We start from the raw sequence: 18,102 nt of genomic DNA on the forward strand, positions 1-18,102 counted from the left end.
CGGAATCGCTTTTGTCTTTCCCTTGTAGCAATTTGCAGAAATATCAAAAAGCTCCGTTACGCCATAAACCTTTGCCAATACACAAAGAATACGGCTGTTTGAGCGCGATATCGTGCTCGGCGTGGCACCTTTGCCACGTCAGAACGTTGTTGGCAGGATGACGCACAGCATTTTCGTGTCGTCCGCAGGATAAAAACTTGTACTCGGCGCAAAAAAATCGTCTTTTCGCGTCAAACTTCTTGAAAAAACGAGATGCGGCAATCATTTGCCCGGCAAAAGACTGAGGGACTGGCTCGATGATGGACGAATTGATCGGCACATATGGCAACAACCTGATCGTTGCGGTCGTGGGTGTCGGCGTTGCACTTTTGGCGCTGGCCGTAGTCTTGTGGATCATCCGCAGACGTGGCGGCTCCTCTCCCTTCATACGCGGCGGCAAAAACCGCCAGCCGCGTTTGCAGGTTCTGGATGCGACAGCCGTGGATACCCGTCGTCGGCTGGTTCTGGTCCGTCGCGACAATGTCGAGCATCTGGTGATGATCGGCGGTCCCACCGATATCGTCATCGAAAGCGGCATCGGCGCCATCCCTTTCATGAAAGACGTTCGCGAGCCACAGAACGAAGCGCTGGAAGCGCCAGCACGTGAAAAAGCCATCGCCTCTGAGCGCCCCCGTGCTCTTGCTGCGACCCGTGAGGAGGCCCGCCCCTCGACGCCGATTCCGCCCGCGGCAACCGCACCCCAGCCGGTATCACGGCCTGCACCTGTCGCAACACCTGTGCCCCAGCCAACGCCACCCGTCGCCCAGCCTGCTCCACCCGTGTCTGCAAGGCCGGCACCAGTACCAGCACCCGCCCCAGCGCCGAGACAGCCAGCGCCCGTTGCACCGCCTGTCGCCGCTGCCGCACCGACACAGCCTGCGCCACGCCCCACGCCTCCTCCAGTGCCGTCGCCAGCCCCTGAGATCGCATCTGCGCCCAAGGCAATCGCCAAGGAGCCTGTTGTCGCGCCTCTCGCACCCGCCGTGGTGCCTGCGGTCACTGCGGCCTCTCTTGCCGTTGAACCCGTCGAAAAGCCCAATCCTCCAGCACCTACCGTTCAAGAACGCCCTGTTGCGCCGCCACCTGTCACACCTGCACCGGCGATCGAGCCGGAGCCTGCATTCCAAGCGCCCTTCGTTGATCAGAACAATGCGGTCGATTTTCTCGATGCTGCGCGTGAGCGGGTCTTGCCGACTTACCGCAATGAGACACCAATCACCGCCGCCGCAAGCCCGGCAAAACCCGTGCCGCTCGCACCTGATGAAAACGGCGCTGTTTTCGGTGACCAGTTGACCAGTGATTTCGAGAGTTTCCTGGAAGCGGAGATCGCCAAGAACAATGCCGCCAACACACCCGACGTCAGCCTGGAGCCCGCAAGCGAAAAAGCGCCTGCAGAACGTGTTTCTCCGCCCTCGACTGGCAACGCCGCAGATGACAATGTCCAGAAGGAAATGGCGCGGATTTTTGGAGAAATGTCCGTCACCCGCGACAAGTAATTCGGACGTTTTCTGACTCGTGAAACAAACAGACCCGCTGATATGTCGGCGGGTTTTCTTTTGGTATCACGCTTCCCATGATTGCGCCGTCCGATAGACTCTGATCAATCTCGATTTTCAGCACGGATGGTGATCGCATGACTTCCCCTCTTCCAAGCTCTGACGCCTTGAAGGGCATGCTGATCATGGCGGCCTGCATGATCGTGCTGCCGGTCATGGACGCGATTGCGAAATATATGGCGACCAGCGAAGGCATGTCGCCAGCACAGGTGACGTTCTATCGCTTCTTTTTCCAGCTCGTCTGCACCCTGCCCCTGTTGCTGATCATGTCGCCGAGAGCGCTGCTGTCCGCCAAGCGCCCATGGCTCAATCTGCTGCGCGGCGTCTTGCATGCCGCAGCCAGCCTGGCCTTCTTTGCGGCCGTCAAATACATGCCGCTGGCGGATGTCTTCGCGATCTATTTTGTCGAGCCGTTTCTCCTGACCATGATGTCTGCGCTGTTTCTGGGCGAGAAAGTCGGCTGGATGCGTTGGAGCGCTATAGCCGTTGGCTTCATCGGCGCCATGATCGTGATACAGCCGAGCTTCGAGGTCTTTGGTTGGACCTCGCTCCTGCCCGTCGCCTGCGCCTTTCTCTTTACGCTCTATCTCTTCCTTAACCGCGCCATGGGAGATGCCGACAGCCCGCTCGTCATGCAGACCATGGCGGGTATCGCGGGTACGGTGTTCATGGGCGTGACGCTGTTGATCGGCCACGGGCTGGGTGATGTGAATTTCGACATGTCCCTGCCCGGCTGGGGGCACGGCCTGGTGCTTCTCGTTCTCCTAGGCTCCATATCCGGCTACATGCATCTGCTTGTCGTCAAGGCGTTCAGGCTTGCGCCTGTTTCCCTGCTGGCTCCCTTTCAGTATTTCGAGATCATATCGGCGACCATCCTCGGCTATATCTTGTTTTCCGACTTCCCGACCGCATCGAAATGGCTGGGCATATTCATCATCGTCGCGTCCGGCCTGTTCATCATCTGGCGCGAGCGCAGAAGCGCGCAACGGGTAGCAATCGGCGTTGCAGAAGTTTGACGAATATCGCCCGCTGCCCTTGTTCCCTTCGTCAAGGTCGGGCAAAAGTCTTTGCAAATTGAGACGCACTTAAGGAGACGAAAATGGATGTTCGCGCCGCAGTCGCTGTTCAGGCAGGCAAGCCACTGGAAATCATGACCGTTCAGTTGGAAGGTCCCCGCGCTGGCGAAGTGCTGATCGAGATCAAGGCAACGGGGCTATGCCACACGGACGATTTCACGTTGTCTGGTGCTGACCCCGAAGGCCTGTTTCCGGCCATCCTCGGCCATGAAGGCGCTGGCATCGTCGTCGATGTCGGACCGGGCGTAACATCCGTCAAGAAGGGCGACCACGTCATTCCGCTCTACACGCCGGAATGCCGCGAATGCCCATCCTGCCTGTCGCGCAAGACGAACCTCTGCACCGCCATCCGCTCCACCCAGGGTGAGGGCGTTATGCCTGACGGAACCAGCCGCTTTTCCATTGGCAAGGACAAAATCCACCACTATATGGGCTGCTCGACGTTTGCGAATTATACGGTTCTGCCGGAAATCGCAGTTGCCAAGATCAACCCTGACGCGCCGTTCGACAAGGTCTGCTACATCGGCTGTGGCGTCACGACGGGTATCGGTGCTGTCATCAATACCGCCAAGGTTGAAATCGGCTCGACCGCCATCGTCTTCGGTCTGGGTGGTATCGGCCTCAACGTCATTCAGGGCCTGAAAATTGCCGGAGCCGATATGATCATCGGTGTGGACCTGAACAACGACAAGAAGGCCTGGGGCGAAAAGTTCGGTATGACGCACTTCGTTAATCCGAAGGATGCGGGCGACGATATCGTGCCTTACCTCGTCAACCTGACGAAGCGCGGCGCAGACCAGATCGGCGGCGCTGACTATACATTCGATTGCACCGGCAATACCAAGGTCATGCGCCAGGCGCTGGAATCCTCGCATCGCGGCTGGGGCAAGTCCGTCGTCATCGGAGTAGCAGGTGCCGGCCAGGAAATCTCCACCCGCCCCTTCCAGCTCGTCACCGGTCGCACCTGGATGGGCACCGCCTTCGGCGGCGCACGCGGCCGCACGGACGTGCCGAAGATCGTGGACTGGTACATGGAAGGCAAAATCCAGATCGACCCGATGATCACCCACACCATGCCGCTGGAAGACATCAACCATGGCTTTGAGATGATGCATTCGGGTGAAAGCATTCGTGGCGTCGTGGTTTATTGATTGATTGATCAATCAACACTGTCCTTCGGCGGAAGCGCCGAAGGACCTTGGCATTGAGACCAGCCGATGAGGGCGGTCCCAGGCCAGCATTCAAGGCGATTTAGAGCTACTCCAGCCGCCTCTCACCTGTGGCAAACTTCGCTTTCAACAAGCACTCTTCATATTCCGTATCCGCAGTCGAATCGAACACGATGCCGCCGCCGACGTTGAAGGTGGCGGCGCCGGTTTCGAACAGGGTGATGGTGCGGATGGCGACGGAGAAGCGCATGTCTCCGGCGGGTGATATGATGCCGATGGCGCCGCAATAGGCATTGCGCGGGGCGGTTTCCAGATCGCTGAGTATTTCCATGGCCCGCATTTTCGGTGCACCCGTTATCGAGCCGCAGGGAAACAGGGCTGCGAAGATATCGGCGATGGAGAGATCGGGTAGGAGCCTGGCGCTGATATGGCTGACCATCTGGTGAACGGTCGGGTAGGTCTCGATCTCGAACAGGCGGGGCACGTCGAGCGTACCGACCTGCGTGATGCGCGATATGTCGTTGCGCAGCAGGTCCACGATCATGCGGTTCTCGGCGAGCGTCTTTTCATCCTGCAACATGCTCGCGATCAAGGCTGCGTCTTCAGCCGGCGACGTTCCGCGCCGGATCGTGCCTTTCATCGGATGCGTTTCGATCCAGCCATCCTTGACCGAGAAAAACAGTTCTGGCGAGCGGGAGAGGATGACGGGGCCGCAGAGATCGATCAGCGCGCCGTATTTGACCGGCTGACGCTCGATCAGCGACCAGAATGCAGTGAGCGCATCGCCGTGCCAGCGCGCATGGATCGGCATCGTCAGGTTGGCCTGATAACAATCGCCCTGCCGCAAATGCTGGTGCAGCTTGCCGAACTGTTCGCGGTACTGCGCCAGCGTCCAGGCGGGTTTGATATCGCTCAGAAAATCATCGACAGGCATCAAGGCTGCGGGAGGTTCGGCGATATCACCTGACGGTGACGTGAAGACGCCGAAGCAGAGAAGCGGGACATCGCGTTTGACGTCTGCGAGCGGCGCCAGCTTTTTCTCGAAGAGATAGCCTGCCTCATAGGACATGTAGCCAGCGAGATATTTGCCGTCATCGCGCGCCTGCTGCATGCGCTCCAGTGCGACCGGGAACTCATCAGGCTCATGCGCAAAGATAATGTCTTCCGGTTCAGTGAACAGTGTCACCGAACCGGTCGTATCATCGCGGAAGAGAACATAGGGCGCGGTTGGCAATGCGGTCGATCCGGCTGGCGCTCGTTTCAAAAGGAAACGATATCAGATTGGATCGATATCGCCTTTCGCCCACATTTCAATGGTTTCCGCATAGAAATCGGCAAAGCGGCCTTCTTCGATGGATTTGCGGATGCCCTGCATCAGTTCCTGATAATAGGCGAGATTGTGCCAGGACAGCAGCATGCCGCCCAGCGCCTCGTTGGAGCGAGCCAGATGATGCAGGTAGGCACGCGAATAATCACGCGATGCCGGGCAGTTGGACTGCTCGTCCAGCGGGCGCATGTCTTCGGCGTGGCGGGCGTTGCGAATGTTGACGCGGCCACGGCGGGTGAAGGCCAGACCGTGGCGGCCCGAACGGGTGGGCATGACGCAGTCGAACATATCAATGCCACGTGCGACCGACTTCAGGATATCGTCGGGCGTGCCGACGCCCATAAGGTAGCGCGGCTTTTCTGTCGGAAGGGCAGGCAATGTGATGTCGAGCATGCTCAGCATCACCTCTTGCGGCTCACCCACGGCGAGACCACCCACGGCGTAACCCTTGAGATCGAGCTGCTTCAGACCCTCGGCGGAGCGAATGCGCAAATCCGGCTGGTCGCCGCCCTGCACGATGCCGAACATGGCCTTGCCCGGCTGCTCACCGAAGGCAACGCGGCAACGCTCCGCCCAGCGCAGCGACATTTCCATGGCGCGCTCGATTTCCTTGCGCTCGGCAGGCAGCGCAATGCATTCGTCCAGCTGCATCTGGATGTCCGAATCGAGCATGCCCTGAATTTCGATGGAGCGTTCCGGCGACATGTGGTGCAGCGAGCCATCCACATGGCTTTTGAAGGTCACGCCCTTTTCATCCAGCTTGCGCAAGCCAGACAGCGACATCACCTGAAACCCGCCGCTGTCGGTCAGAATCGGGTGCGGCCAGCGGATCAGCTCATGCAGACCGCCGAGACGCTGAACGCGCTCCGGGCCGGGGCGCAGCATCAGGTGATAGGTATTGCCCAGAATGACATCGGCGCCGAGGTCACGCACCTGATCCAGATACATGGCCTTGACGGTGCCGACAGTGCCGACCGGCATGAAGGCAGGCGTGCGGATGGTGCCGCGTGGCATGGCCACTTCGCCAAGACGCGCGCCGCCGCTGGTTGCTTTGAGGGTGAAGGTGAAGTTCTCTTGCATCAGGTCTTCCGAAAAAGGAGGCTGGAATCGCCATAGGAATAGAAACGGTAGCCGGTTTCGATGGCGTGCCTGTAGGCCTCGCGCATGGTTTCAAGCCCGCAGAAAGCCGAAACCAGCATGAACAGCGTGGATTTCGGTAGGTGAAAATTGGTCATCAGGATATCGACGGCCTTGAAGCGGTAACCCGGCGTGATGAAGATGCCGGTGGCACCGGACCACGGCGCTATCTGGCCATCATCGCGCGCCGCACTCTCGATCAACCGCAGCGAGGTGGTTCCGACGCAAACGATGCGCCCGCCCCTCGCCTTGACGGCATTCAGTTTGGCCGCCGTTTCCTCAGATACAGTGCCGATTTCGAAGTGCATCTTGTGCTCCTCGGTGTCGTCGGCCTTCACGGGCAGAAACGTGCCAGCGCCCACATGCAGCGTCACGAAATGCCGCTCGATACCGGCGGCATCCAGGGCTTCGAACAGTGCGGGCGTGAAGTGCAGACCGGCAGTGGGTGCGGCGACGGCGCCTTTTTCGCGGGCGTAGATCGTCTGGTAATCCGTTTGGTCCTGCGCGTCTTCTGGGCGCTTGGCGGCGATGTAAGGTGGCAAGGGAATGTGGCCGACGGAGGCGATGGCCTCGTCCAGCACCGGGCCGGAGACGTCGAACAACAGGGTGATCTCACCCTCCTCGCCCTTCTCCTCCACCGTCGCCTCAAGGAAAGCCAAGCCGCAGGCATTGTCACGCTCGTAGCCGAAGCGAATGCGGTCGCCCTGCTTGATGCGCTTGCCGGGACGCGCGAACGCCTTCCAACGGCTGGCATCTGCGCGCATGTGAAGCGTGGCGGACACGGCAGTCTCCGGCGCACCCTCGCGAAGGCGCACGCCCTCAAGCTGGGCCGGAATGACGCGTGTGTCGTTGAAGACGAGCGCATCGCCCGGTTTCAGGAAGCTGGGGAGATCGAAGACGTTGTGATCCGTCATGCTGTTCGCGTTCGGATCGACCACGAGCAGACGCGCACTGTCACGCGGGCTTGCCGGGCGAAGCGCGATGTTGTCGTCGGGAAGGTCGAAGTCGAACAGGTCTACACGCATGATGGGGCTCTTAGAGTTTTCAAGAATAGTCCGGCGCTCCGCTCTCGTCTTCCCTCATTCCTGTGCTTGTCACAGGAATCCAGTTGGCGCGCGTCTGCGCGGCAGGAAGACTCTTTTCAGCCCAAGGACTTGGGCTGGCTGGATTCCTGTGACGAGCACAGGAATGAGGAAGCAACGGCACCAGAATATCAAAACCCGCCCCGCAGTTGCCTGCGAGGCGGGCCAAGTGTCTATATCCTATGCTCAGGCCGCAGAAGCAAGGCGGATCGAGACGATGGAATCGGGGTCTTTCACGGGCTCGCCGCGCTTGATCTTGTCGATGGCTTCCATGCCTTCGATGACCTGGCCCCAGACGGTGTACTGCTTGTTCAGCCATGGGCTGTCGGTGAAGCAGATGAAGAACTGTGAATTGGCAGAGTTCGGGCTCTGCGAACGGGCCATGGAGCAGGTGCCGCGTACGTGTGGGATAGCGGAAAATTCTGCCTGAAGGTCAGGCTTTTCGGAACCGCCCATGCCAGCGCGCGAAGGGTTGAAGCTCTCGGAGCCCTTCTTGCCGAACTTCACGTCGCCGGTCTGCGCCATGAAATCGGTGATGACGCGGTGGAAGACGACGCCGTCGTAAGCCTGCTCGGACACCAGTTCCTTGATGCGGGCAACGTGGCCGGGAGCCACTTCCGGCAGAAGCTGGATCACGACCTTGCCGGTCGTTGTTTCCATGATGAGGGTGTTTTCGGGATCTTTGATCTCGGCCATGGTATCTCTCCTTTTACGTGGGCATGCGCCCGGTTTTATTTCTTGCCAACGGTGACTTTGACCATGCGGTCAGGATCGGAAACTTCGCCGTTGCCGCCTTTGCCCTTCTTGATCTTGTCCACAAATTCCATGCCGGACACAACCTTGCCGACCACGGTATATTGGCCGTTCAGGAACGAGCCCTGATCGAACATGATGAAAAACTGCGAGTTGGCGGAGTTGGGGTCCTGCGAACGGGCCATGCCGACCGTGCCACGCTCGAACGGTGTCTTGGAGAACTCGGCTGGCAGATCCGGCAGGTCGGAACCGCCTGTGCCTGCGCGCTGGGCGTTGAAGGATTTGCTCATATTGCCGTACTGCACATCACCCGTCTGGGCCATGAAGCCGGGAATGACGCGGTGGAAAGCGACATTGTCATAAGCACCCTTCTCGGCCAGCGCCTTGATCTGCGCAACGTGCTTGGGCGCGACTTCCGGCATAAGCTGGATAACCACGGGGCCGTCCTTCAGCTGGATGGTGAGGAATTCCGCAGCCGAAGCAAAGGTGCTGGCGGCGATGGCGCTGACGAACAGGGCGCCTGCAAAGGCAAATCGAAGCAGTTTCATCGGATTGGCTCCAGAATATTGGCTGAGACTAGCGTTTCAGCTTGCTGTTGAGGGCGTGCAACACGGCTTTCGGCACGAAAGTCTCCACATTACCGCCCATTGCGGCGATCTGACGAACCAATGTGGCGGTAATGGGCCGCGATGCCGTGCCGGCGGGTAGAAAAACAGTCTGAATATCGGGCGCCATCTGCCGGTTCATGCCTGACATCTGCATTTCGTAATCCAGATCGGTGCCATCCCGCAGGCCGCGAACGAGAAGTGTCGCGCCATGTTCGCGGGCGGCATCCACCACCAGATTGGCAAAGGAAACGACGCGCAGACGATCGACGGCATCCGGCACCACGTCATTCAAAGCAAGACGAATGAGCTCTGCTCTTTCTTCAAAGCTGAACATAGGCGCCTTGCCGGGATGAATACCAATAGCAACGATGACCTTCGACGCAACATTGAGCGACTGGATCAACACGTCCAGATGTCCGTTGGTCATCGGATCGAACGATCCGGGGTAAAAGGCAATCGTCATATCGCTCCCGATACTGAACGTTGGTTGTGCCGCCTTTTGTCATGGAAGACGGGTCTTCGCAAGACCACAGGGGTGCCTCACAGACCGGACAGGCGGGTGAACATCACATGAATGCATCGTTCAGCGCGGCTTCAAAGCGCATCGCTATAACGGTCTCATCGAATGGCAAACGGGCAAGCAGCCCAATCGGAGACGGAAATGCTGGTGTTCATGATGATCCTAACAATCGCGACATCCTTCGTCGTTGAATATGTCTTTATGGATTGACGTGAACTGCCGATTTTCTGAACGCCAGATGAACGAAGCATTCAACAAGGCTTCAGAGGCGAAATGCTAATCGATTTTTAATAATAACGCGGAACTGGATCAGAGATCACGCGTTCAGATCGCAGTTAAAGGAACGAACACATGTTTACCAAAGCAAATCAGTCTACGTCTTCCAAGATTGGCGTTATCAGCACGGCATGGACAATGTTGGTTATCGCGATGGTAGCAACAACGCTCAGCCTTTACGGTCAAAAGCCGCAAGACAACGCTTCTGACTTCCCACAGCTGACTTCCCGCACTCAGTACATGAACTATTACTGATCAAGCGGGAGTGATTAGCAATCACTTCTGGAGTGAAATGCCATGATTACTGTCCTAACCTTGTTAGCAGCCCTGATTAGTATCATGTTCGTGGCATCTGTAATCTCCGTGGTGGTGGAATCACGCAAGGAAGATGAGGATTTCAAGGTTCTCTTGGAGCGACGCAAATCCTTCTGACGACGGGCTATCCAATTCATTTCAGATGATCCAAAGTGCACGGAAGCCGCCCTTTCAAGAGGCGGCTTTTTCGTTTTTGGGCTTCAGTTCCAATAAATTGCTTGCTCACTCGACTGTTGTAACAGTCGAAGATCGCTGTTTGAGGCAAGATACTCACGCCATCGTTTGCCATCGCGCTCTTTTCAGCGGAATTTAGCCTTCAATTTCAAAGTGGATTGATTTAAGGAAGCCCCACAGACCCGGCGTAACGGGCGAATATTGTGAGGTTTGCATAACGATGCTCGATTCCCTGAGAAATGCTTCTCGTACTCTGGCAGCAAAAATTCTGCTTTTGCTCCTCGTCCTGTCCTTCGGCGTGTGGGGCGTATCCGCATCTCTGGTTTCGAGCAACTCGCGCGATGTCATGACGGTTGGCGATCAGAGCGTGACGCCCAACGAGTTCCGCTTCGCCTATCAGCGCCAGATGGCCGATGTCGGTCGCCAGTTCGGCACACGCCTTACGACTGAACAGGCAAAGGCCTTTGGGATCGACCGTCAGGTCTTCAGCCAGCTTGCTGCCGGTGCGGCGTTGGACGAACTCGCATCGAAGATGAACCTCGGACTATCCGAAGATCGTCTTGCGACGCTGATCTCCGAGGATCCATCGTTCAAATCCTCCACTGGCCAGTTTGATCGCAACCTGTTCAGCCAGCGTCTGCGCAGCGCCGGTTTCAACGAAGATGATTACGTGAAGGAACGCAGCAAGGTTGCCGTGCGCGGTCAGATCGTGGATGCCGTGTCCGATGGCTTCAAGCCGCCACAGGTTCTCGTTGATGCGCTGAAGCAGTATCGCGACGAACAGCGCTCCATCGAATATATCCTGCTCTCCAACGCCAATATCGATCCTGTCAAAGCACCGGGCGACGATGTGCTTGCCGCATGGTTCGAAAAGAACAAGGACAAGTACCGCGCGCCGGAATATCGCAAGTTCAGCTATGTGAAGCTTGAGCCAACCGATATCGCCGATCAGGGCGCTATCACCGACCAGCAGATTTCCGATTATTACGAAGGCCACAAAGACAATTTCCGAACCGCTGGACGTCGCACCATCGAGCAGCTGACATTTACCGACAAGGAAATGGCCGAAGCCGCTGCTGCGCAAATCCGTGCCGGCACCACGACATACGATCAGGTCGTCAAAGACCAGGGCAAACAGCCCGCTGACGTGACTCTTGGTGAATTCACCAGGGACACGGTTCCTGACCAGTCGGTTGCCGAGGCGGCCTTTGCAATCCAGAAGGATGGAGGCGTTTCGTCCGTGGTCGACGGGTCCTTCGGACCGGTCATACTGCGCGTCACCGGTATCAAGAACGAAAGCATGAAGACGCTGGACGAGGCGAAGGAAGAGATTCGCACCAATCTCGCCACGACCAAGGCCGCAGAAGAGATGAACGCCGTTCACGACCGTTACGAAGATTTGCGCGGCGGCGGTTCGTCCTTGGCGGATGCCGCAACGCAGCTGAACCTCAAGACTGTCACCGTCAACGCCATCGACGCCAATGGTGAAGATGAAAAGGGCAACCCGGTCGAAGGCCTGCCGACATCTGAACTGGTGGCGGAAGTGTTCAAGGCCGAACAGGGCGTGGATGCGCCTGCCGTCAACATCGGCCGAGAGGGCTATGTCTGGTTCGATCTTCAGCAGATCACACCACCGCGCGACAGAACACTCGACGAGGTCAAGGAACAGGTCGTTGCCGACTGGACAGCCGAACAGCAGCGCACCGCCCTTGCCGCGAAGGCTGATGAGTTGAAGGCACGCGCCGAAAAAGGCGAAACGCTGGCCACGATTGCTGGTGAGATGGGCCTTGCCGTGGAAACCAAGATGGGCCTTCGCCGCACCAGTGAAGATGCGTTGCTTGGCCAGCAGGCAGTTACAGCCGCATTTGCGGGCGCAAACGGCCTTGTTGGCACAGCGCCGGATGCAGATGGCTCCAGCCGCGTTCTGTTCAAGGTCACGGATGTCAACACCACCAAGCCATCCGACGCACTCGACAACAACGACCAGCAGATCACCGCCATGGCAACCGCCGCTGGCGACGATATGCTCGACCAGATGGTTAGCCGTCTTCAGAACGATTATGGTGTATCCATCAATCAGGCTGTCGCCGACCAGGCCTTGACCGGATACTAAGCCGCAATTGGGGACATGAGGACATGGCTGACTTGAAGCCGCTGATTGCGAAGGTGGCCAACGGCGAAAGCCTGAACCGCGAAGAAGCGCGGCAGGCCTTCGACGTGCTGATGTCCGGCGAGGCGACGCCATCGCAGATCGGTGCCTTTCTCATGGCCCTGCGGGTGCGTGGCGAAACGGTGGATGAAATCGTAGGTGCCGTGTCCTCCATGCGCTCGCGCATGCTGCCGGTCACCGCGCCTGCCGATGCCATCGATATTGTCGGCACGGGCGGCGATGGCCTTGGCACTTACAACATCTCCACTCTCGCCTCCATCATCGTGGCAGGCACCGGCGTTCCGGTTGCCAAGCACGGCAACCGCGCTTTGAGTTCCAAGTCGGGTACGGCGGATGCGCTGTCGGCACTTGGCTTGAAGCTGGATATCGGCCCCGAACTGATCAGCCGCTGCATCCATCAAGCGGGCATTGGTTTCATGTTCGCGCAGCTTCACCATTCCGCCATGCGCCATGTCGGCCCAACGCGGGTGGAGCTTGGGACACGCACGGTTTTCAACCTTCTCGGCCCCTTGTCCAATCCGGCAGGCGCGACGAAGCAATTGCTTGGCGTATTTTCACCGCACTGGCTGGTGCCGCTGGCAGAAGTGCTGCGTGATCTGGGCTCGGAAAGTGTCTGGGTCATGCATGGCGATGGTCTGGATGAAATCACCACCACCGGCACCACCCATGTCGCCGCGCTGGAATCTGGCAAGATCAGAACATTCGATCTGACGCCGAAGGATTTTGGTGTCGATACCGCCAGCATCGATGATCTCAAGGGCGGGGATGGCGTTTTCAATGCAGCGGCGTTGCGTGACGTTTTGAGCGGGTGCAAGAACGCTTACCGCGATGTATCGCTGTGCAATGCTGCCGCTGCCCTTGTTGTTGCTGGCAAGACCGAAACACTGATGGATGGCATGAGACTTGCGAGCGCCTCTCTGGATGAAGGCAAGGCCGCTGCCGCGCTGGACAGACTGGTTGCTGTTTCGAACGAAGAATAGGGCACGTGGATGAGCGACATTCTGAAAAAGATCGAAGCCTACAAGCGCGAAGAGATTGCTGCTGCCAATGCGCGTGTTTCGCTTGCTGATCTCAAAGCCATGGCAGCCGATCAGACAGCGCCGCGTGGTTTCTATCAGGCGCTCAAGCGTCGACAGGACAACGGTGCGTTCGGCCTGATTGCCGAAATCAAGAAAGCCAGCCCTTCCAAAGGCCTCATCCGCCCTGACTTCGATCCGCCAGCGCTGGCCAAGGCCTATGAAGCCGGTGGTGCGGCCTGCCTCTCCGTGCTGACGGACACGCCAAGCTTTCAAGGCGCACCGGAATTTCTGACGAACGCCCGCAACGCCTGCGCCCTGCCCGCGCTGCGCAAGGATTTCATGTTCGAAACCTATCAGGTGCACGAAGCACGCGCCTGGGGTGCAGACTGTATTCTTCTCATCATGGCGTCACTTTCCGATGACGAGGCGAAGCGTCTTGAGGACGAGGCGTTCTCGCTGGGCATGGATGTTCTTGTTGAAGTGCATGACGAGGAAGAGACCGAGCGTGCGCTGAAGCTCGCCTCGCCGCTGCTGGGCATCAACAACCGCAACCTGCGCACCTTCGAGGTCAGCCTTGAGGTCAGCGAGCGTCTGGCAAAGCTGGTGCCGCAGGACAAGCTGCTGGTGGGCGAAAGCGGTGTCTTTACGTTCGAGGATTGCACCCGCCTTCAGGCTTCGGGCATCACCACCTTCCTGGTGGGCGAAAGCCTGATGCGCAAGGACGACGTGACCGCCGCCACACGCATGCTGCTGACGGGCCGCAACGACGTTATGGCTGCGGAATGAGCAGCGAGCCCAAACTCACCCATATCGGCGCCTCCGGCGAGGCCCATATGGTCGATGTCGGCGACAAGGCCGAAACGACGCGCGTTGCAGTGGCTGAAGGCTATGTGAAGATGAAGCCGGAAACGCTGGTGTTGATCCGAGACGGCAACGCCAAGAAGGGCGACGTCATCGGCACGGCGCGGCTGGCAGGAATCATGGCCGCCAAGCAGACGCCCAATCTCATTCCGCTGTGCCACCCGCTGATTCTGACCAAGATCGTCGTGGATATCACAGAAGACGACGCCCTGCCCGGCCTGCGCGTGGAGGCGACCGTGAAGCTGACCGGCAAGACCGGCGTGGAAATGGAAGCACTGACCGCCGTTTCCGTGGCGTGCCTGACCATTTACGATATGGCCAAAGCCGCCGACAAGACCATGGAAATCGGCTCGATCCGCCTTCTGGAAAAGAGTGGCGGCAAATCCGGGCATTTCAAACTGTGAGATAAGCAGCGCTGCGGCGCAAACCGACAGCACAAGACATGCGAGAGGACCCATGATGAAACCTGCCCTCTTGCCCGTTGCAGACGCACAGGCGCGCTTGCTGGCGGCAGCCATTCCGGTAACCGGCACGGAAACCGTCACGCTCGACCAAGCCGATGGCCGCGTGCTGGCCCACGATCTAGTCGCCCGCCTCACCCAACCACCTTTCGATGCATCCGCCATGGATGGTTACGCCCTGCGCGCTGCCGATGCACCGCAGATCGGTGCCGTGCTCAGCGTCATCGGCGAATCAGCCGCCGGTCACGCCTTTGACGGCGTCGTTGGCGAAGGCCAAGCCGTGCGCATTTTCACCGGTGCCATCGTGCCAGCCGGGGCAGATGCCGTTCTCATTCAGGAAGACGCCGAAGTGCTGAAGCCCGGCAAAATCCGCACAACATTTGCGGTGACCGCAGGCAGGCACATCAGGCCGCGCGGACAGGATTTCATCGAGGACGAAACGGGGCTGAAGGCAGGAACGGAGATGAGCTTCACCGACATCACCCTTGCCGCCGCCATGAACCACGCGACGCTCAGCGTCTTCCGCAAACCGCTGATCGCCATTCTCGCAACGGGTGACGAACTGGTCCCCCCCGGTGGCACGCCCGACGCAGCGCAGATCATTGCCTCCAATACCTTCGGCGTCGCCGCACTCGCCCGCAAAGCAGGCGCCGACATTCTCGACCTCGGCATCGTAGCCGACGACGAAGCCCTCATCCGCGCCGCAATCGACAAAGCCACCACGGCCAAAGCCGATGTTCTCGTCACGCTGGGTGGAGCCTCTGTCGGCGAGCACGACCTCGTACAAGCGGCACTGAAAGCACAAGGCATGACACTCGATTTCTGGCGCATCGCCATGCGCCCCGGCAAACCACTGATGGTCGGCTCCATCGGCGACATGCAGGTGCTGGGCCTCCCCGGCAACCCCGTCGCCAGCCTCGTCTGCAGCCTGCTGTTTCTGGAACCCCTCATCCAAAAACTCAGCCACCGCCGGATTACCTCCCTCGAAGCCAAAGCCAGGACTGCGACGGCGCTGAAGGCCAACGACCAGAGGCAGGATTATCTGCGCGCCCGTATCGTTGGCCACGAAGATGGTCAGCCGGTTGTCGAGGCCTTCACCAAGCAGGATTCGTCGATGATGAAGATCATGGCGGAGTCCGATTGCCTGATTGTGCGTGCGCCGTTTGCGGAGGAGTTGGAGGCTGGTGGGGAGTGTTTGGTGGTGCGGTTGCGGTCGTAATTCGGAGATATCCCCATGAACACAATCAATGAAGCGATGCAAACCGACATAGACAATTCTGTACTATGCTGGCTTGCCACCGCAGATCTGTCTGGCATTCCAAATGTCAGCCCGAAGGAGATTTTCTCAACATATGGAGATGATCGTATCGTGGTCGCAGATATCGCTTCAGCCAATTCCGTTCGGAATATTCGCGCCAACCCCAATGTCTGTGTCAGCTTCATCGACATCTTTCATCAACGTGGGTTCAAAATTATCGGCAGGGCTGTCATCATCGAGCGCGAAGACGCCGATTTCCGAGTTGTTGGGCATCAGGTATTAAAAATGGTGGGCAATGACTATCCAATCCAGCGTCTTATTGCGATCGAGATCAGCAGAATTTCGCGGATATGGGCGCCCAGCTATAAACTCTTTCCGGAGCGAACAGAGACGGACCGCATGCAAAGCGCTTACGACACCTACGGCGTCTCCCCAAACGTCATTACAGAATAAAACGTCAAGTTTGGGCCAGACCGTCGCGACCTCTTCAAACTGTCGCGACGGTCTGATCGTTACGCTACCTTCTTAAAATCCATCTCTTTTCCATGCAAAAAGCATGTTTTGGTAAAGAGCCTAAGATCGATATCGTTGGCCACACGGACATCGCCGATGTCGGGAATCCGCTTTGCATCAGGGTCGAAAGATCGGTCGATTTGAGAGATGAAGACCAAGATCACGCCAGTCTTTTTTGCAAATTCGGAAAGAGCCAAAACCTGCTCCGAGAGTGGTGGCTTGCTTCGATTCTGGTCCAGAATTTGGAGGAAGTCGATAACGACGATGCTTCCTCTCTCCAAATCTGAAAGATGCTGGATGATGTAATCGGCACTGATCGCATCGGACGTGAAGATCTGGAGCGTATTAGCAACCTCAGGATTGCCTTTGCTGATCGTGCGGATGTGCTGCCGCGCCTGCTGCTCCGTGAACTCGAGCGTGAATAAAATGGCGCGTCTTTTATCCTGGAGCGCATCCACTAAAATACGCAAAGCAAATCTTGTCTTTCCCTGCCCGGGGCGACCAGCCACCAACAGCATATCGCCGTCACTTAACAGATGAAGTGTTTTCTCAGCCTCTTGAGGTGCAGTGGAATGCGACGAAAGCAGGCTCCAGCTTGCGAACCCTTCCGAAGCTGCTACCGAGTCCAAGGCCTCATGAAGTGGCATGTTCTTGTCGCGCGCCATAAGCTTCGCACGACGTTTCAATTGAAATATGGGTGCAGACAGTGTCATCGATTGACCTCCTCTACGAGCCGTAGACGCAACCCCTCCTTATGCGTTGCTCGAACAGGTGGTTCGATGATGGTTAGTCACCCCATACGGACAGTACTTCCCCGATAGGAGGGAGGAGGCGTGGGTCAAGCCTGTGACCAATGCTAGCGCTCGTGGTGATTCGACTCAAGCTTATCCGTGTCGGTCATCAACTCTTTTCAGGGCTCAGAAACAACCCATTCCAACAGGGCATTCTGGGCATGGAGCAAATAAGCCTTCGCCGCTTGGCTTTGGCAAAGCGCGTTTTCCATGGCATCGTCGCTCACTTCTTGGCCTCGCTCCACCGGCGGGCATGGAAGAAAAATAGCCTCAGTTTTGAGTTGATCCAACAGAGATGCGGTGATGCGAAACGACTTTAATTGCTCTGGATCGCCATCGCCGACCCAGGAATCGGTTATGATAACATCAGCATCCAGCAATTCTTGCATATCGGTACTGACGCGAAAACGCTCATTCAGCAGCCGCTCTTCACGAACATGCCATTGCTGCGGATAGACCTGCACGACGTCGATAGGTAATGCGATGGATGCCTCGACCCAGGAGCGCAGGATATTGGCGTCGGGTGCCACGCACACCACTTTAAGGCCTTCGATGTAACCGCGCTGACGTTTGATGTAGCTCAGATCGCCCAGCGTCTCACATGGATGATTGGATGTGGTTCGGGCATTGATCACCGATGCTTTAGAGCAAGCATCCAATTTCCTCAATGTTTCGAGAGACCGCGTGCGGACGATGAGAATATCGAACCAGTTGTCGAGATAGCCGGCCAAATCGGCTGTCGTCTCGCGAACATTGAACCGGACGGGAGGCTGGATGCTCAGACCGCCCATGGCTTGAATACCAAGATCGAATGCCGTGGTGTTGCGCCAACCCGTGTCATCGGCAATGACCGCCAAACGCTTGCCCGCTAAGCACTGTGGCATGGTCCTTAACGACCAAGCCCGCGCCAATTCCTCGGCACGGGCTATGATTGCGTTCAACGTGTCTGCGTCAAGCTGATGGAATTCCAGAAAACTCTTCTTTGTCATCGCTTTCT

Annotated in this window: 19 protein-coding genes; 11 read left to right on the plus strand and 8 right to left on the minus strand. The window is 57.9% G+C overall.

The genetic code is table 11. The features are described from left to right. The first annotated feature begins 296 nt into the window (after positions 1-296). The 3 genes from RRU01S_RS12205 to RRU01S_RS12215 all read left to right on the plus strand — a co-directional run bounded on the left by RRU01S_RS12205 (position 297) and on the right by RRU01S_RS12215 (position 3,822). A complete protein-coding gene (locus tag RRU01S_RS12205; protein ID WP_045230538.1) occupies positions 297-1,535 on the plus strand; it encodes a flagellar biosynthetic protein FliO in 1,239 nt (412 codons plus the stop codon). Between the two features lie 137 nt (positions 1,536-1,672). Next, entirely contained in the window at positions 1,673-2,611 is a 939-nt protein-coding gene (locus RRU01S_RS12210) for a DMT family transporter (protein ID WP_045230539.1), read from the plus strand. An 83-nt stretch (positions 2,612-2,694) separates the two neighbouring features. Then, positions 2,695-3,822 carry an S-(hydroxymethyl)glutathione dehydrogenase/class III alcohol dehydrogenase gene (locus RRU01S_RS12215; protein WP_045230540.1) on the plus strand — a complete coding sequence of 376 codons (1,128 nt, stop codon included), beginning with the start codon at positions 2,695-2,697 and terminating at the stop codon, positions 3,820-3,822. A 106-nt stretch (positions 3,823-3,928) separates the two neighbouring features. Here RRU01S_RS12215 and RRU01S_RS12220 read toward each other — a convergent pair whose 3' ends face one another. The 6 genes from RRU01S_RS12220 to coaD form a co-directional block, all read right to left on the minus strand. Then, positions 3,929-5,074: an aminodeoxychorismate synthase component I gene (locus RRU01S_RS12220; protein WP_045230541.1), complete on the minus strand. Its 1,146-nt coding sequence runs from the start codon at positions 5,072-5,074 to the stop codon at positions 3,929-3,931. 42 nt (positions 5,075-5,116) lie between these two features. Then, positions 5,117-6,247 carry a tRNA guanosine(34) transglycosylase Tgt gene (gene tgt / locus RRU01S_RS12225; protein WP_045230542.1) on the minus strand — a complete coding sequence of 377 codons (1,131 nt, stop codon included), beginning with the start codon at positions 6,245-6,247 and terminating at the stop codon, positions 5,117-5,119. Further along, positions 6,247-7,329, minus strand: a complete 1,083-nt coding sequence (gene queA / locus RRU01S_RS12230; RefSeq protein WP_045230543.1) for a tRNA preQ1(34) S-adenosylmethionine ribosyltransferase-isomerase QueA — start codon at positions 7,327-7,329, stop codon at positions 6,247-6,249. Before queA ends, tgt begins: the two co-directional genes overlap by 1 nt. A 243-nt stretch (positions 7,330-7,572) precedes the next feature. After that, complete coding sequence (locus RRU01S_RS12235; protein ID WP_045230544.1) at positions 7,573-8,082, minus strand: peptidylprolyl isomerase; 510 nt, start codon at positions 8,080-8,082, stop codon at positions 7,573-7,575. Positions 8,083-8,117: 35 nt separating this feature from the next. After that, entirely contained in the window at positions 8,118-8,687 is a 570-nt protein-coding gene (locus RRU01S_RS12240; protein WP_045230545.1) for a peptidylprolyl isomerase, read from the minus strand. 28 nt (positions 8,688-8,715) lie between these two features. Then, on the minus strand, positions 8,716-9,210 hold the full coding sequence (gene coaD / locus RRU01S_RS12245) for a pantetheine-phosphate adenylyltransferase (RefSeq protein WP_045230546.1): 495 nt from the start codon (positions 9,208-9,210) through the stop codon (positions 8,716-8,718). Positions 9,211-9,618: 408 nt separating this feature from the next. On the opposite strand from coaD, the gene RRU01S_RS12250 reads away from it, so the two are divergent. The 8 genes from RRU01S_RS12250 (at position 9,619) to RRU01S_RS12280 (ending at position 16,254) form a co-directional block, all read left to right on the plus strand. Then, positions 9,619-9,798, plus strand: a complete 180-nt coding sequence (locus RRU01S_RS12250) for a hypothetical protein (RefSeq protein WP_045230547.1) — start codon at positions 9,619-9,621, stop codon at positions 9,796-9,798. A 42-nt stretch (positions 9,799-9,840) separates the two neighbouring features. Then, positions 9,841-9,975, plus strand: coding sequence for a hypothetical protein (locus RRU01S_RS26695; protein WP_268822333.1), 135 nt, complete (start codon positions 9,841-9,843; stop codon positions 9,973-9,975). A 277-nt stretch (positions 9,976-10,252) separates the two neighbouring features. After that, positions 10,253-12,145, plus strand: a complete 1,893-nt coding sequence (locus RRU01S_RS12255; RefSeq protein WP_045230548.1) for a peptidylprolyl isomerase — start codon at positions 10,253-10,255, stop codon at positions 12,143-12,145. 23 nt (positions 12,146-12,168) lie between these two features. Further along, on the plus strand, positions 12,169-13,182 hold the full coding sequence (trpD, locus tag RRU01S_RS12260; RefSeq protein ID WP_045230549.1) for an anthranilate phosphoribosyltransferase: 1,014 nt from the start codon (positions 12,169-12,171) through the stop codon (positions 13,180-13,182). Positions 13,183-13,191: 9 nt separating this feature from the next. Continuing rightward, complete coding sequence (trpC, locus tag RRU01S_RS12265; protein WP_045230550.1) at positions 13,192-14,007, plus strand: indole-3-glycerol phosphate synthase TrpC; 816 nt, start codon at positions 13,192-13,194, stop codon at positions 14,005-14,007. Beyond that, positions 14,004-14,486, plus strand: a complete 483-nt coding sequence (gene moaC / locus RRU01S_RS12270) for a cyclic pyranopterin monophosphate synthase MoaC (RefSeq protein ID WP_045230551.1) — start codon at positions 14,004-14,006, stop codon at positions 14,484-14,486. The genes trpC and moaC overlap by 4 nt, the downstream gene beginning before the upstream one ends. A gap of 55 nt (positions 14,487-14,541) precedes the next feature. After that, on the plus strand, positions 14,542-15,762 hold the full coding sequence (locus RRU01S_RS12275; protein ID WP_045230638.1) for a molybdopterin molybdotransferase MoeA: 1,221 nt from the start codon (positions 14,542-14,544) through the stop codon (positions 15,760-15,762). Positions 15,763-15,777: 15 nt separating this feature from the next. Next, the gene (locus tag RRU01S_RS12280) at positions 15,778-16,254 is read left to right on the plus strand and encodes a pyridoxamine 5'-phosphate oxidase family protein (protein ID WP_045230552.1); all 477 of its coding nucleotides are present in this window, start codon (positions 15,778-15,780) and stop codon (positions 16,252-16,254) included. A 59-nt stretch (positions 16,255-16,313) separates the two neighbouring features. Here RRU01S_RS12280 and RRU01S_RS12285 read toward each other — a convergent pair whose 3' ends face one another. After that, positions 16,314-17,027 (minus strand): DNA helicase, encoded by a 714-nt coding sequence (locus RRU01S_RS12285; RefSeq protein ID WP_045230553.1) that lies wholly within the window; start codon positions 17,025-17,027, stop codon positions 16,314-16,316. A 197-nt stretch (positions 17,028-17,224) separates the two neighbouring features. Next, entirely contained in the window at positions 17,225-18,094 is an 870-nt protein-coding gene (locus RRU01S_RS12290) for an ornithine carbamoyltransferase (RefSeq protein ID WP_045230554.1), read from the minus strand. Positions 18,095-18,102: the final 8 nt, after the last annotated feature.

Source organism: Agrobacterium rubi TR3 = NBRC 13261 (assembly GCF_000739935.1).
GTDB lineage: Bacteria > Pseudomonadota > Alphaproteobacteria > Rhizobiales > Rhizobiaceae > Agrobacterium > Agrobacterium rubi.